Origin of the sequence: Natrialba magadii ATCC 43099, assembly GCF_000025625.1 — an archaeon.
Taxonomy (GTDB): Archaea; Halobacteriota; Halobacteria; order Halobacteriales; family Natrialbaceae; genus Natrialba; species Natrialba magadii.
Genome location: NC_013922.1, coordinates 2,857,240 through 2,871,621 on the forward strand (window position 1 = coordinate 2,857,240; position 14,382 = coordinate 2,871,621).

At 63.6% G+C, this 14,382-nt stretch carries 15 protein-coding genes; 7 read left to right on the forward strand and 8 right to left on the reverse strand.

Features of this window, described 5'->3' with window-relative positions; genetic code table 11:
* Positions 1 to 31: 31 nt before the first annotated feature.
* On the forward strand, positions 32 to 379 hold the full coding sequence (locus NMAG_RS13365) for a 2Fe-2S iron-sulfur cluster-binding protein (RefSeq protein WP_004214934.1): 348 nt from the start codon (positions 32 to 34) through the stop codon (positions 377 to 379).
* A gap of 282 nt (positions 380 to 661) precedes the next feature.
* On the opposite strand, the gene ftsZ is transcribed toward NMAG_RS13365, so the two are convergent.
* The 8 genes from ftsZ to NMAG_RS13405 form a co-directional block, all read right to left on the reverse strand.
* The gene (gene ftsZ / locus NMAG_RS13370; RefSeq protein WP_012996726.1) at positions 662 to 1,807 is read right to left on the reverse strand and encodes a cell division protein FtsZ; all 1,146 of its coding nucleotides are present in this window, start codon (positions 1,805 to 1,807) and stop codon (positions 662 to 664) included.
* 158 nt (positions 1,808 to 1,965) lie between these two features.
* Positions 1,966 to 3,426 carry a D-aminoacyl-tRNA deacylase gene (locus NMAG_RS13375; protein ID WP_004214931.1) on the reverse strand — a complete coding sequence of 487 codons (1,461 nt, stop codon included), beginning with the start codon at positions 3,424 to 3,426 and terminating at the stop codon, positions 1,966 to 1,968.
* A gap of 74 nt (positions 3,427 to 3,500) precedes the next feature.
* Positions 3,501 to 4,463, reverse strand: a complete 963-nt coding sequence (locus NMAG_RS13380) for a calcium/sodium antiporter (protein ID WP_004214930.1) — start codon at positions 4,461 to 4,463, stop codon at positions 3,501 to 3,503.
* A 110-nt stretch (positions 4,464 to 4,573) separates the two neighbouring features.
* A complete protein-coding gene (locus tag NMAG_RS13385) occupies positions 4,574 to 5,506 on the reverse strand; it encodes a hypothetical protein (protein ID WP_012996727.1) in 933 nt (310 codons plus the stop codon).
* The gene (locus NMAG_RS13390; RefSeq protein ID WP_004214928.1) at positions 5,503 to 6,243 is read right to left on the reverse strand and encodes a hypothetical protein; all 741 of its coding nucleotides are present in this window, start codon (positions 6,241 to 6,243) and stop codon (positions 5,503 to 5,505) included. The genes NMAG_RS13385 and NMAG_RS13390 overlap by 4 nt, the downstream gene beginning before the upstream one ends.
* Complete coding sequence (locus NMAG_RS13395) at positions 6,240 to 7,103, reverse strand: hypothetical protein (protein WP_004214927.1); 864 nt, start codon at positions 7,101 to 7,103, stop codon at positions 6,240 to 6,242. Before NMAG_RS13395 ends, NMAG_RS13390 begins: the two co-directional genes overlap by 4 nt.
* Positions 7,096 to 7,755 (reverse strand): zinc ribbon domain-containing protein, encoded by a 660-nt coding sequence (locus tag NMAG_RS13400; RefSeq protein WP_004214924.1) that lies wholly within the window; start codon positions 7,753 to 7,755, stop codon positions 7,096 to 7,098. Before NMAG_RS13400 ends, NMAG_RS13395 begins: the two co-directional genes overlap by 8 nt.
* Positions 7,752 to 8,066 (reverse strand): hypothetical protein, encoded by a 315-nt coding sequence (locus NMAG_RS13405; protein ID WP_004214921.1) that lies wholly within the window; start codon positions 8,064 to 8,066, stop codon positions 7,752 to 7,754. The genes NMAG_RS13400 and NMAG_RS13405 overlap by 4 nt, the downstream gene beginning before the upstream one ends.
* A 367-nt stretch (positions 8,067 to 8,433) precedes the next feature.
* On the opposite strand from NMAG_RS13405, the gene NMAG_RS13410 reads away from it, so the two are divergent.
* From NMAG_RS13410 to NMAG_RS13435, 6 genes are all read left to right on the forward strand, one after another.
* Positions 8,434 to 8,631, forward strand: coding sequence for a hypothetical protein (locus tag NMAG_RS13410; RefSeq protein WP_004214920.1), 198 nt, complete (start codon positions 8,434 to 8,436; stop codon positions 8,629 to 8,631).
* Positions 8,632 to 8,860: 229 nt separating this feature from the next.
* Positions 8,861 to 9,697: a shikimate dehydrogenase gene (locus NMAG_RS13415; protein WP_004214919.1), complete on the forward strand. Its 837-nt coding sequence runs from the start codon at positions 8,861 to 8,863 to the stop codon at positions 9,695 to 9,697.
* 167 nt (positions 9,698 to 9,864) lie between these two features.
* The gene (locus NMAG_RS13420) at positions 9,865 to 10,668 is read left to right on the forward strand and encodes a helix-hairpin-helix domain-containing protein (RefSeq protein ID WP_004214918.1); all 804 of its coding nucleotides are present in this window, start codon (positions 9,865 to 9,867) and stop codon (positions 10,666 to 10,668) included.
* A gap of 92 nt (positions 10,669 to 10,760) precedes the next feature.
* Positions 10,761 to 12,542: an anthranilate synthase component I family protein gene (locus tag NMAG_RS13425; RefSeq protein WP_004214917.1), complete on the forward strand. Its 1,782-nt coding sequence runs from the start codon at positions 10,761 to 10,763 to the stop codon at positions 12,540 to 12,542.
* Positions 12,535 to 13,431, forward strand: a complete 897-nt coding sequence (locus NMAG_RS13430) for an anthranilate synthase component II (RefSeq protein WP_004214916.1) — start codon at positions 12,535 to 12,537, stop codon at positions 13,429 to 13,431. The genes NMAG_RS13425 and NMAG_RS13430 overlap by 8 nt, the downstream gene beginning before the upstream one ends.
* On the forward strand, positions 13,428 to 14,360 hold the full coding sequence (locus tag NMAG_RS13435; protein WP_004214915.1) for an aminotransferase class IV: 933 nt from the start codon (positions 13,428 to 13,430) through the stop codon (positions 14,358 to 14,360). Before NMAG_RS13430 ends, NMAG_RS13435 begins: the two co-directional genes overlap by 4 nt.
* Positions 14,361 to 14,382: the final 22 nt, after the last annotated feature.

A 14,382-nucleotide genomic window follows, 5' to 3' on the forward strand; every position in this document is an offset into this window, starting at 1 on the left:
AGTTTTAGTGTCGTTCTTCGTAGCACCCCGTATGACCGAATACACGATCGAGTTCGTCGGCACGGGCGAGACGATCACCTGCTCGGACAAGGAGACCATCCTGAGCCGCTGTCTCGAGGAGGGCATCGCCCAGGAGTACTCCTGCCGTGTTGGCATGTGTCTGGCCTGCTCGGCCGAAATCATCGAGGGTGAGGTCACTCAGCCAGCGGCCCGTGGGTTCACCGAGGAGGAGGCAGAAGCCTACGCCCTGACCTGCATGGCGCGCCCGCAGTCGGACCTCAAACTCGAGCGCGGCAAGTACCCGCCGAGCATCGAATCGGATCTCGAGGCGGGCGAGGCCGGGAACGCAGGCGGCGACACTGCGGCAGCCGACGACTGAGTCTGGGAGTTTGATTTTGACGCGGCGCTGTACGCGGATTAGCGTGAGCAGTGCAACCATGGACCAGCGAGAGCACTGCAATTACTGCCGGGCGTGACCAGCAACGCAGCGAACAACTCGAGTTGCGATGCCAGGACGCGACAGTAGAAGCGGGATGACGAACAGCGCCGCCAGTAGATCGGTGTACAGCGAGAAACAGCAGATTCCGAGCAAACGGGGGGTCCGTGACTAGTTCACAACTGCAGCTATCGCCCGCAGACCACACGACGGACGCCGACTCGATCAGTCGACGAAGTCGATGTCGTCGGCGTCCATCTCGGGCTGGACCGTCTCACCCTCCGGGCGTCCGTAGATCTGTGGCGACTGGACACCGGTGACGACGATCATCGTGCGCATGCTGCCCTCGAGTGTCTCGTCGATCGAGGTCCCCCAGATGATGCGCGCGTCGGGGTCGATCCGGTCGTAGATCTCTTCGACGACGCCCTCGGCTTCCTCGATGGACATGTCGTTGCCACCGGTGACGTTGACCAGTGCGGAGCTGGCACCGGAGATGTCGACGTCGAGCAGGGGCGATCGCAGGGCGGTCTTGACCGAGTCCTCGGCCTTCGCTTCGGAGTCGGACTCGCCGAGTCCGATCATCGCGACACCGCCGCGTTCCATCACGGTACGAACGTCTGCGAAGTCCAGGTTGACGAGACCGGGCTTCGTGATGAGTTCGGTAATGCCCTTCACCGAGCGCATCAGCACTTCGTCGCTGACTTTGAACGCCTGGCGGACGGGGAGCTTGCCGACGGAGTCGAGCAGCCGGTCGTTCGGGACGACGATGACGGTGTCAGAAACGTCGCGCAGGCGCTCGAGTCCCGCCTCGGCGTTGGTTCGGCGAACCTCTCCCTCCGCGGTGAACGGCGTCGTCACGATCGAAATCGTCAGCGCGCCCGACTCGCGGGCCGCCTTCGCGACGACGGGTGCCGAGCCGGTGCCGGTACCGCCACCGAGTCCGGCGGTGACGAAGACCATGTCCGAACCGTCGATGGCGTCGTAGATATCCTGCTGGCTCTCGAGTGCGGCTTCCTCGCCGACCTGGGGGAGCGAGCCCGCGCCGCGCCCGCCAGTCTTCTCCTCGCCCATGAGGATCTTGGTGTCGGCCTCGATTTCCACGAGGTGCTGGACGTCGGTGTTCGCGGCGACGAGCTTTGCACCGTGGATACCTTCCTCGTGCATCCGGTTGATGGTGTTCCCGCCGGCACCGCCGCAGCCGACGACGGTGATGTCGGTCTGGAGGTCCTGCAGAACGTCCTCCAGTTCGTCGTCTGTCATCGTCCCGGTTTGTCTACTCTCTGACCCGTCTGCCGACTGACCGTCCGCGGGGGCGTCGGTCGGCTCCCCCTCCTCGGCCTCGTCGATGGCGTCGTCGATGAGTGAGTCCATTCTTGGCCCCTTCTAAACGATGGAGCATAATTACCTTTCCCCTACACGTCAGCCACCTGGCTGACATGTTACTGAAATATTACCTGTCGGCCCCCGATTGTGTGACAACCAGCAACCACGAACGGGTAATTACTGCTTACGCTCAGCTCCCAAACCACTCAGATTTCGAACCGATCGATCTGGCGGCGCTCCACGCGGTCGGGCGCGATCTCCTCTCCGTCGACCGTCACCGGTTCGCCGCTCGCGAGCGCGCCGAACTTCGGCCCCTCCGGGACGCCCGCTTTCTGGGCGAGCGCGGGGTCGAACGCTGTTTTCTCGGCGACGACTGCGTTCACGACTGTGTCCACGTTCGCGTCTGCGTCCGCATCCATGTCCGTTTCCGCACCCGTGTCTGCGCCCGCATCCGCCTCTCCTGCGATCTTCTCCGATGTCTCGACCGTGACCGTCTCGTACGCTGACTCGAGTACCCCCGCCAGTTCCTCGACGAGTTCGAGCCGCGTCGCTCCCTCCGGCAGCGCGAACTGGGTGCCGACGCGGCTGCCACCGTTTTCAGTCGTGAACGCGACGCTGTGGGCCTCGACGATGGTTCGGACGCGCTCGGGGTCGACTCCCTCCGCGGTGTCGATCAGGTCGCCCGGCAGGTCGACGACGGTGAACGACGGCTCTCGGTGCTCGCCGAAGCGGATACCCTCCTCGACCGTCCCCAGATCTGATTCAACGGCGTCGATGAGGTCGAACGGCCGGTCGCCGACCTCTCGAAGCCACGTCTCGCTGACCACACGATGGCCCGCCTCTTCCAGAGTGGACTCGAGTACCGGCCACTCGCCGTCGAGCAGTGCGACGTCTGTGCGGCTGGCTTCGAAGGCGGCGTCGATGACTTCTCGGTGGGCCGTCGGATGGCCCATGGACTCGAGTGCCCAGTCGGCTGCGATGTGGCCCACGGCCCAGGGCGTTTCGCGGACGACGCGCTCGAAGCGCGGCGCGTAGTGGTTGCCGCCGAAGCCGACGAGTTGCCGGTCACGATGGGGCGCGACGTCGTTGCGAGCGAGTTCGAGAATTCCACGGGCGACGGCGCGCGCACCGTCGGGGTCGTCCCACTGTTCGTCGTCGCTGCCGAGTTCGGCGAACAGCGACGGACAGCCAACGTCGGTCGGGCCGTGGTGGGTGCACTCCATTCCAACGTCGTACTCCTCGGGCGCGAACTCGTCGAACGCCGCGAGCAGTTCCGCGAGCGCGTTCGGACAGGCTTCGGCGACGGTATCGTCGTCGCCGCCGTACTCGGCCGGGCCGAAGTTCCCCGTGAAGTGGCCGGTCAACAGCGCGCCCGTGTCGCCGGAGTGGCGGGAGGCGAAGACGAGCAGGTCCGGGTCACAGTCGAACGCATCGGCGGGGGACTCGAGTTCGATGTGCAGCGTGTCGAAGGATCGGAGTTCGATGTCGCCGTAATCGTCGAGGGTGTCGAGAGTGTCAAGGGTGTAGTAGGTGCCGCCGCCGTCGGCGTCGGGACGGTCCTCGTCCCGGTGTTCCGTCCAGTCTGCGAGGTCGCGAAGCTGATCGCAGATGTGTACCGACGCCCGATCGGCGCGGCTTTCGACGATCGCAACGTCCGTCTCGGTCATATCTGTGCTGGTGTGCTGGGTGTCGTTAATGCTGTCGAACAGCGATCACCAGAACAGTGCCCGCTTTCGGCCGGCTACGGCAACAGGAGGTAGATGAATCCCACGTAGCCCGCGAGCAGTAGCGCACCGTCGAGCCGGCTCAGCCGCCGGCCGTGAGCCATTAGGCCGACCAACAGCAGGGTGAATCCGAGCAGGTAGGGGAATTCGAATCGGATCGTTCCCGGCGAAATTTCGATCGGCGTGATGACGGCGACGATCCCGAGGACGGCGAGGATGTTGTAGATGTTCGAGCCGACGACGTTGCCGACGGCGAAGCCGGTTTCGTCGCGGATTGCGCCGACGGCGGAGGCCGCGAGTTCGGGCAGCGAGGTGCCAAGTGCCAGTACCGTCAGTCCGATGAAGAGGTCGGAAAAGCCAAGCGCCTCGAGGAGGTCGGTGCCGCCGGAGATGAGCCAGCGCGAGCCAAGGACGAGCGCGAGGAGGCCAGCGAGAACGAGGCCGATGTCTCGGAGAGAAACGCCGTCACGGCTGTCCGCATCAGTTTCTGGAGTGTCATCCAGCGGCAGCGAGTCCGCGCTGGCTGCATACAGCAGGTAGCCGGTGAAGACGAAGAGCACGAGGAGGAACACGACGCCCTCGAGCCGTCCGAGCGTGCCGTCGACGCCGAGGACGACGAGCAAGACCGCGGCGAGCACCATCGTCGGAACGTGTCGGCGCATGACGAGCCCACCGACCGGGAGCGGGCGGATAAGCGCCGCGACGCCGAGCACGAGGCCGATGTTCGCGATGTTCGAGCCGAGGACCGCGCCAAGTCCGACGTCCGTCGAGACGTCGAGCGCGCCGATCGTCGCGACGAACAGTTCCGGTGCGGTCGTCGCGAACGCGATCACCGTGACGCCGACGGTTGCCGCACGGAGCCCGATTCCAAGGGCGAGCCGGCCGGCTCCGGCCACGAGGAGTTCAGCACCAGCATAGAGGGCGACGACGCCGGCAACGAGGAGGAGGGCAGCAAATCCGAGTCCGAAGTCGGCGGCCATACACGTCGATACTCGGAATCGTCGTATAACAGTTGTTGTAAATACGATTTCTTTATTCACGGAACCGAGTGATGTTTAGTTGCCGATTCGCCTGTCATCGTCCGGTTCTCTCACTCCGTAGTTTTGCCGTTCTTCTCTGAGTTCTTACACTGATCTGGACGGGGGTCGACCGGCTTCACTCGAAGCTCTCCGAACCCGTACTTCGAGTGCGTCCCGACCCGGAGGATGCCGCTCTTCGCGGTCTCGACTGGGCGGTCGCCCTCGTACTTCACGAACTGTCCGTGGTCGACGGTCTGGAGCCGGTAGACCTCCCGTTGCTCAAGGATCTTCTCCTCTCTCTCACGGAGATCGCGCCGACTCTCTTTCCACCACCACGGCACGTCCTGGTCGGCGGCGCTGGGATACTCCGACTCCAGTACGAACGGCGTCGTCACCTCCACAAGGAAGGTATCACCGTCCTCGAGCCGGGAGTAGTCCAGGTCATCGAGATCAACAACTTGCGTGTCCTTCAGCCGGGTGACGCCGTAGCCGTAGTTCCGTTTGCCTCCGAACTGGAGGCCCTCCAGCACGTCCTCGCCCAACGGGAGTGCACCGGGGTCATCCGCGTGCAGGTAGGCGTTGATGTACCACTTCGTGGTCTGCTGCTGCTTGCGAACACCCTCCGGCTTGCCCATGATCGTTTCGTGGGACAGCGTCGGGTGCCCGCTCTGCGGGCGGATGTCGTGCGTGTTCAGCGCGTCTCGCGGTCGACTGTCGAGAAGCCAGCGCTGGGCCGGGTTCCGCATCAGGAACAGATCATCGTAGCTCTCGACGTCCGGCAGGCCGCTTCCGAGGTACGGCCGGATGCCGCTCTGAGAGTGCTCTTCGGGAAACGTCCCGAACTGGCCGGGAACGAACATCCCGTGACTAGCCTGGAGGTGCTGGTGGACATCGTGCGGAACGTGCTGGTCGAGGGCGTGGAGGATGGCGTTGCCCGAGACGTAGTACGGATGGCCGATGTAGTCCATCTCCAGCTCCCAGTGAACCTGCTGGATGCGCGTCACTGGTCGAAAACCCCCTGGAAGTCCTCGATGGACTGGAGTGCCGTCGACCACGCGCCGATCCGGCGGAGGTTCGAATCCAGCACCATGTCGTACTTGTCGTGTGCCGTGTCCAGCGGGTGTGCCGTGAGGCGATTCCACGTCGACGCCCAAGACCGCCACGGGCGACTCCCAAGTCGGGCCGACGGCTGGCCTCGAGCGTCGACATCGATCCGCAGGGCGAACTCCTCGCTGGCGTAGATCGTCCGGTGAAGTACGATCTCGTCGGCGTCGTCGACGACCAGCCGGAGATCGGCGAACTCGTGACCGGCGCGGTAGTTGTCCAGCAGGGCCGCCACGAGCAAGGTGTGGTACTTCAGGCTCGTGTACGGGTAGTAGACGCTCTCGTTGAACGCCGAGACGACATCGCTCTCCAGCCACATCCGATGGATGGTCTCTGGATCGTCTTCGGTCAGGAGTTCCTGGACGGCACCCTCGACACCGTTGCGCGTGAATTCCTGCGGGTCGTATCGGCTTTCTCCCTCGATGAGCGACAGCCGGTAGAGCGTCTCGTGGTTCTCGACTGTTTGCTCAGGCTGGCCGCTGGGCCGGCTCAGTGCGGACGCATCGCCATCAGCGCCGTGAGGGACGGTCTGGTTCACGGGCACCCCCGCGAAGGTCTCGGGGGCGTACTCGTGGGGCTGCCCGTTCATCTTGTGGGCGTCGTGGCGGTAGACCGCCACCATCGTGTCGTCGCTCATGATCCCTCCTCGATGCGCTCCTCGAAGGCGTCGACGAACGCCGGACGGAAGTCTTCGGCCCACTGGTCGTCCTTCTCGTCCATCGCGTTCGTATTGCCTTTCCCGCGGTCGAACACACGCTTCAGTTCGCGCTCCTCGTAGAGCGGGTTGATGAGTTCGCAGTCGACGATCCCCGCGCCGAAGTTGCGAGCACCGCCCAGTTGGTGCATGAAGTCGGTCTTGTGGGCATCGAGGAAGTCGATGCTCTCGGCTAACAGGCCCAGGAACTCCGGCTTCATCTCCCGGAAAGAGAGGTGCCAGCAGCCGTCCAGATTCGCCACGGCGTCGATCTCTGCGTTCCGCAACGGTTCGCGATTGTCCTCTCGATTCCGGGAGACGACGTTCCGATTGAGCCGGCGGTAGTGACCTTCGGCTTGCCCGCGCGTGTAGTCCACGCTGTTGCGGACTGGATTGAACTTGATTGGTCGTCGCATCACCTTGCCAGGAACACTACCGAAGCCGCCGAAGAGGTCGAAGACGACACAGCCGTCGTCTTCCTTCGGATCGTCGGTACACACGCCCTTCTTGTGGTAGCCCGCCTCGAGATCGCGATCGTAGACGCCATCCTTGCGGAAGTTCGCGTTCGCTTCCCCAGGGTGGCAGGCAGTACCGCCGTACTGCTGGACAATCTCCTCCATCCCATGACGTAGCCATCCAGAGAGTGGGAAGGCGGGGATGATCCCACCGATCTGGTTCTGTGGATCGTCGTCCTCGTAATTGCCGTTGCTGGCGTGGTGCCGATCGGTCATAATCGAGTCGCCGACTACCAGCAGGTCGGTCTGAATCCGGACGAACACGTCGCGGTCGATGTCTTCAATCATGATGGCCGATCACCTCGGTTGTCTCTCCGAGGTCAACTTGCTGGGCAATACTCACAGCGGCACTTCGATCACGGCATACGGTGTCGACGGAGCAGTCTTCGGTAGTACACTCCAGCGTGTCGTTCTTGAGGCGACCGAGATCGCCACAGACGTGGCACTGCTGGGTCGTGTACTTCGGATTAACGTACGTCACGGGAATTCTGACCTCCTGTGCTTTCAGTGCAACCGCGTGCTGGAGGGCCGAGAGCAACCACGTCCCGACGTCGTCGACCGTCCGACGTTCCCACAGTGTCGCCTCGCAGAACGATAGGTCCTCGAGCACGAGCGTCGGTGCGGGAAGCTCCTGGGCGTAGCGAACAACGCGGACAGCGGCATCGTAGACCTGCGGTCGGATCTGGTGCCAGAGTGCCGCGAACAGCTGAGTCTGCCCGTCTGTGGTGTCAAATTTCGCGCCTTGGAGTGCTTGCATCGCCTCGGCGAGGATTTTGTGGCGTTTCCGAACGTGATCGCCCTCGATCACGAGCGCTGCCTCCAAGTCGCCGTCTGCTGGGGCTACGGCGACGAGGTTCTTCACCCCGACATCCACACCGACCGGCGTGGGCTCCAGTGGTCGATCTCGGAAAGTCGTCGCGGGGAGCGATGTGCTGCTCATCGGCTGTTCACCCACTTCTCACGGTCAGCTGGATCGAAGGCCACGATCTCGTTGAGCGCTTCCTCGAGTTCGGTGGCCGTTCGGAAGGCGTCGAGATTCAGTGACTCGATCATCGGCCCGTCCTCCGCGTGGACGTGCCAGACGTTCGTCGTTCGGCCGTCGTCGACCTGGCTGATCAGAACCAAATCGTGGTACTCGAGAGCGACACCGTAGGTAGACGCGCCCTCCATCATTTGTGTGAGGAAGTCGAACGTCAAGTGGGAGATATTCTCACAGGGGGCGATCACGTCCGTCAGCTCGAGGAGACTCATCGTGACTCCTCCTTGCAGTAGCTGTAGCCGTCATCGCGGCGATTGTGGCGGCACGTTGCTTCGACGCCGCAGCAAATCCATCGGACACGTCTCTTGTTGGTAATGCGATCGTCTTCGTTCGCGTCGGTGCCGGAATTCTGAAGTCCGGCGGATGCCTTCATTGACATGCTTCGTCTGCTGGCGAAGCACGGTCGGGCGTGCTCCAACACGCCCCGGCCAACTTCTGACCGGTGTCCCGCGCTTCTTACCAGAAACATGTATCTCCGTGATAATAAAAGTTAGTTTATAAGCTAATGTTGGCTTATAAGCTAACCATTATGGCGATATAACCTAATGTCTATGTTGTATGCCACCATCGGATGGCGGTATGGGAGTCACGGCGATTATGACTAAGACGGACCGGGAACGTGTCAGTGGGGAAGCAGATGTTCCCGACAGCAAGCGATACGAGTCCATCTCTCGCGTGCGCCAACGGATTGATGAGCTTGAGACGGATGCCGAGATTCTGAAGGAAAACCACCCTGATCTGTACGAGGAGCTCCGAGAGGCGGTTTGTGACGAATGAGCGACGAGAACGACGAGAATTAAACAGAACTCTATCACTTATAAGTGAGATGGTTCCGTAGTCCTTCGTGAATAAAGAAATGTATTCACAACAACTGATAAGCGACGCGGAACGAGCACACGAGGACGAGAAACAGAGCGGACGCTAATGGGCCAGCGTCCGATGGGAAACCCTGCCGGAGTCACACCCGTTATGTCGCCCCCGCGTCGACTACGAGCCAGCTATGGCTATGGATGTCTTCGGACTGCTCGGCAATCCCGTCGGGCACTCGCTGTCGCCGCCGATGCACGAGGCCGCCTACGACGAACTCGCATACGACGCACGTTACGTCACCTTCGAACCAGCTCCCACCGATCTCGAGACCGCAATCACCGGCGCTGACGCGCTTGGTATCACGGGGCTGAACGTAACGATCCCGTTCAAGCAGGACGTGCTCGACCTGGACCTCGTCGAACCCGACGAACTGGCCACCCGGATCGGCGCGGTGAACACCATCGATTTCGAGCCGGACTCGAGTCGCTCGAACTCGTCGGGACGAGCCACCGGTCACAACACCGACGCCGCCGGCGCGCTGCGCGCGCTGCGTGAGCACGACGTGACCATTGCGGGCGCTGACGCCGTCGTCGTCGGTGCCGGCGGTGCCGGCCGCGCCATCTCGTTCGCACTCGCGGACGCGGGCGCAACCGTCGCCATCGCGAACCGGACCGAATCGACCGCACACGATCTCGCCGCTGACGTGCCGGACGCAACGGGACATGGGCTCGATGGGACGGTACTCGAGTCCCTGCTTGCCGAGGCCGACGTGCTGGTCAACGCGACGAGCGTCGGGATGGAAGAGGACGCAACGCCGGTGCCGGCGGACGCGCTCCACGGGGAGCTTACCGTGATGGATGCGGTGTATCAGCCGCTGGAGACGCGATTGTTGCGTGATGCGGCCGCCGCTGGGGCGACGACGGTCGACGGTGCGTGGATGCTTCTCTTCCAGGGCGTCGAAGCGTTCGAACTGTGGACCGGCCAGGATGCGCCGGTCGGTGTGATGAACGAAGCGCTGCGCGCGCGGCTGTAGGCTGGAAACGGGGGTGGCTGTAGACTGGAAGCAGGGGTTTGAGAGGGGTATATACAAGCGGTCAGAGATGGTGGAGAGAGATCACCATCGGAAACGCGAACACACACTGCGGTTTTGGCCCATCGTATCAGGCGAATTTAAGTGACAGAGACGACTATGTCGGAACAATGGCAATCCTCGATAAGCTGAAGTCGTTGTTGGGACTCGACGACTCGAGTTCGGAGCGCCGGGGGTCTCGGGACGTTGGTGTCACAGTCGAACGGGAACGATCGGAGAAACGAGAGGGTGAGGAGGCGACACAGAGCACGCCGGCACCGGCGTCGGCGACCTCGTCTCGGGAGGCAGAGACAGAGACAGAGACAGAGTCAGAGACAGAGACAGAGACGGAGCCGGAGCCGGAATCGGAGTCGGACGAAGCTGGCGACGCGGAGGATGTCGGTGAGTCGGACGACGAGTCAGCGGTGATCGAAGAGGCGGAGGAAGAGCAGGAGACAGAGACAGCATCGGACACAGAACTCGAAACCGACGCCGCTGCAGCCGGCACCAGTGCGGCCGGCTCGACCGGCTCGATGACCGAGACGAGCGACGGCCCAGACGAGGCAGCAGAGCCGGCCGAAGCGACCGGTCCGACGGATTCGGACGCGGCACCGACCGAGGAGAAGACCCCAGAGATCGACGAGCAAGCGCACGTCGAAGCGGCCAGCGACGTCGACAGCGAAGCCGAGACGGACGAAACTGCCGACGAAGCCGACAACGAAGATGCAGCTATCGACGAGTCTGACTCCGACGCCCCCGCCGAATCCGTCACCGAAATCAAGGGTATTGGACCGGCCTACGCTGACCGCCTCGCAGGTGCTGGCGTCGAAACCGTTGCCGAACTCGCCGACGCCGACGCGGCCGAACTCGCCGAGGGAACGGATATCTCCGAAAACCGCATTCAGGGCTGGATCGACCGCGCAGAAGTACGATAGCGACGGTCTATTTCTGCTGTCACACGTTGTAGCGGCCGAGATCCAGTCCCAAAACCGCAACATGATTAGGGAACTGGGTCCTCTCAGCGGCTATGAGCGAGCCGCGCGTCGTCACGTCGTTCGAATCGTTTCGAGCCGCCCTCGAGTCAGCCGACACTGAATCTGGGCGCTCGGACGGAACGACGCGCGGACCGATTCGCGTGCCGGTCGAAGTTACCGTTACGGCTGAAGACCCCTTCCAGGCGTACTGCCGGGCTCGAGGCGCACGTACGGGGGACGCCAGTGAGGACGACACCCACGGTGCCTTCCTCGAGACGACGGGCGGACAGCCCGGCTGGGGATACTTCGGCGTCGACCCAGTCGACCGGCTGCAGGCCGCACCCGAGGCGGTCACGCGGTGGGACGCACAAGACGACGACCGAAACGTCGGCTCCAGCGCACCGACACTCGCCGCACTCGAGGGTCTCCTCGAATCCGACCGACTCGCCCGCGGCGACTGTTCGGTTCCGTATCCGTGCGGTGTGATTGGGTGGCTCTCCTACGGCATCGCGCGGGAACTCGAGGACCTCCCTGAATCGGCAGTCGACGACCGCGGACTACCACAGCTCGAGGTCGCGACGTACGACCGGCTGGTGTCGTGGGAGGAACCGATCGAGGGCGACGAGGTGACGCTGCGAATTACGGCGTGTCCGCGGGTTGGTGGTGCACCGTCGTCCCAATCACCCACCTCCCCCGCAGCACTCGCCACCGACCCCGTCTACAGCCGGGACGACCTCGAAGCCGCCTACGAACACGGCCGCGACCGCGCACTCGAGGTAGCCCAGCGCGTACAGGACGGCGATTCCGCGATCGGTGAGCCACCGGTCGACACCACGGAAGCGACGTTCGAAAGCGCCTGTGGCCGTGAGGCGTTCGCCGAGCGCGTCCGCCGGGTCAAAGAATACATTCGCGACGGCGACACCTTCCAGGCGAATATCTCCCAGCGGCTGGTCGCCCCCGCGGCGGTCCACCCCGTCGCGGCCTACGACGCGCTGCGGGGCGTGAATCCTGCGCCATACTCGTGCCTACTCGAGTTCAGAGCCGCGGATCTAGTAAGTGCGAGTCCAGAGTTGCTGCTCGAGCGCGAGGTGGCACACACTTCGACGGCCGATGGCCGCCATGGGTCGCGAGAGCGCGCCACCGATTACGTCAGGACCGAACCCATCGCGGGTACCCGGCCACGCGGTGAGACGCCAGAACAGGACGTCGAACTCGAAGCCGATCTGCTGGCAGACGAGAAAGAACGCGCCGAGCACGCAATGTTAGTCGACCTCGAGCGCAACGATCTGGGAAAGGTCTGTAAATACGGCACCGTCGAGGTCTCGGAGTACCGCCGGGTCGACCGCTACGCCGAGGTGATGCACCTCGTCTCGGACGTGACCGGCCGACTCCGTGCCGACGAGACGCTCGCCGACGCCATCGCAGCGGTGTTCCCCGGCGGGACGATCACCGGCGCGCCCAAGCCGCGGACGATGGAGATTATCGACGAACTCGAGTCCACCCGGCGCGGGCCGTACACGGGTAGCGTTGGCATTTTCGGCTTCGACGGGCGGGCGACGCTCAACATCGTGATCCGAACGCTGGTCCGCCAGGACGCGGAGTATCACCTCCGGGTCGGTGCCGGAATCGTCCACGATTCGGAGCCGGAACTCGAGTACGACGAGACGCTGGCCAAGGCTCGCGCGCTGGTGAACGCGGTCGACGATGCGCTGGGTGAGCGGGCTGAGATGGGTGTCAGTGGGGACGGGGAACGTGGCGGAGCGAGCGAGAACGGAGAGCGTGGCGGAGCGAGCGGGGAGGGCGACGAGATGAACGGAGGTGGTCCCGATGAGTAACCAGGAGCCGACGCGGTTGCTCGTCGTGGACAACTACGACTCGTTCGTCTACAACCTTGTCCAGTACGTCGGCGAGGTGGCAGACGAGGTGATCGTCCGCCGGAATGACGATCTAGATCTCGCGACGGTGCGAGCACTCGACCCGACGGGTATCGTCGTCTCGCCTGGCCCGGGAACGCCCGAGGAAGCCGGCGTCTCGATCCCGCTATTCGCAAAGACCGAGTACCCGATCCTTGGCGTCTGTCTCGGTCACCAGGCGCTGTGTGCGGCAAATGGTGCGCCGGTGGGTCACGCGCCAGATGTCGTCCACGGCAAGCCTTCGACGATCAGTCACGACGGCGAGGGTGTGTTCGCCGGCCTCCCAGAACACTTTCAGGTCGGGCGGTACCACTCGCTGGCGGTCGAACGTGACGAGCTACCGGACTCGATCATCGAGACAGCGCGGACGACAGACGACGGCGAGATTTCGATGGCGGTTCGCCATCGTGAGAAACCACACATCGGCGTCCAGTTCCATCCGGAAAGTATTCTGACGCGGGCGCTCGATTCGGAACACGAACGAAGAGGGAACGATGAGACAGGGGCTACAGCGACGGGTGATACGGACGGCACAGACGGCACAGACGCCACAGACGGCACAGAGGCCACAGACGGTACAGACGACACGGACGGCACAGACGGCATCGAACTCACACTGGGCAAACAGATGATCAAAAACTTCTGCGAATTCGCCGCGGACGCCACCCAGAGGGGCGCTACTGAGATGAGCGCTACTGAGACGGACACGGCCGAAACGGACACTACCGGAACGGACACTACCGGAACGGACACTACCGGAACAGACACTACCGAAACGGACACGACTCGGACTGACGGTGAGCGGCGATGACGAACGGCATCGACAGACCGGACGAACCAACCGGTTCGACCGAGAGCGAACTGCACTACCACGTCAACGGCGACCTCGTCCCCGCGAGCGAGGCCACCGTCAGCATCGACGACCGCGGCTTTCGCTACGGCGACGGCGCGTTCGAAACGCTTCGCGCCTACGGCGGCACCCTCTTCGGCTGGAACCGCCACATGCGCCGGCTCGCGGAGACCTGCGAGGCGCTTTCGCTCGACCACGGACTCTCGCCGGACGACCTCCACCAGCGAATCGACGAGACGCTCGCGGCAAACGACATCGAAGACGCCTACGTTCGCCTCTCGATCACGCGTGGCGTCCAACCCGGCAAACTCACCCCCCAACCCGTCGACGACCCGACCGTCGTCGTCTACGTCAAACCGCTCCCCCGCGGCGGCTTCCAGGGCAAGACCGTCTGGGACCGACCCGCCGTCCTCCAGAGCGTCGAAACGCGCCGAATTCCCGACGAAGCGCTCCCCGCGGGCGCGAAAACCCACAACTACCTCAACGGCATCCTGGCCCGCACCGAACTCGATCAGGCCGCCGACGAAGCCCTCATGTGCGACACCGACGGTCTCGTCGCCGAAGGGACGACGAGCAACCTGTTTTTCGTCCGCGACGAGACGCTCTACACCCCCGCTGCCGACGGCTCCCTGCTTCCGGGCATTACGCGCGAGCTGGTACTCGAGTTGGCTGCTGAAACGGACGTACCAGTCCAGGAGGGATCGTACGAACTCGAGTTCGTTGCGGGAGCGGACGAGGCGTTTCTGACGAACAGGACGTGGGAGTTGCGACCGGTGGCGAGTCTGGATGGGACGCCGATTGGTGGTGGGCCGATTACGGCACAGTTGTCGGGACTGTACGACGAGTTAGTCGAGCGGACGTGTTATTCGCGGACGGGTGACTGGCTGTAACTGGGACGTTCGCGCCTGCTAC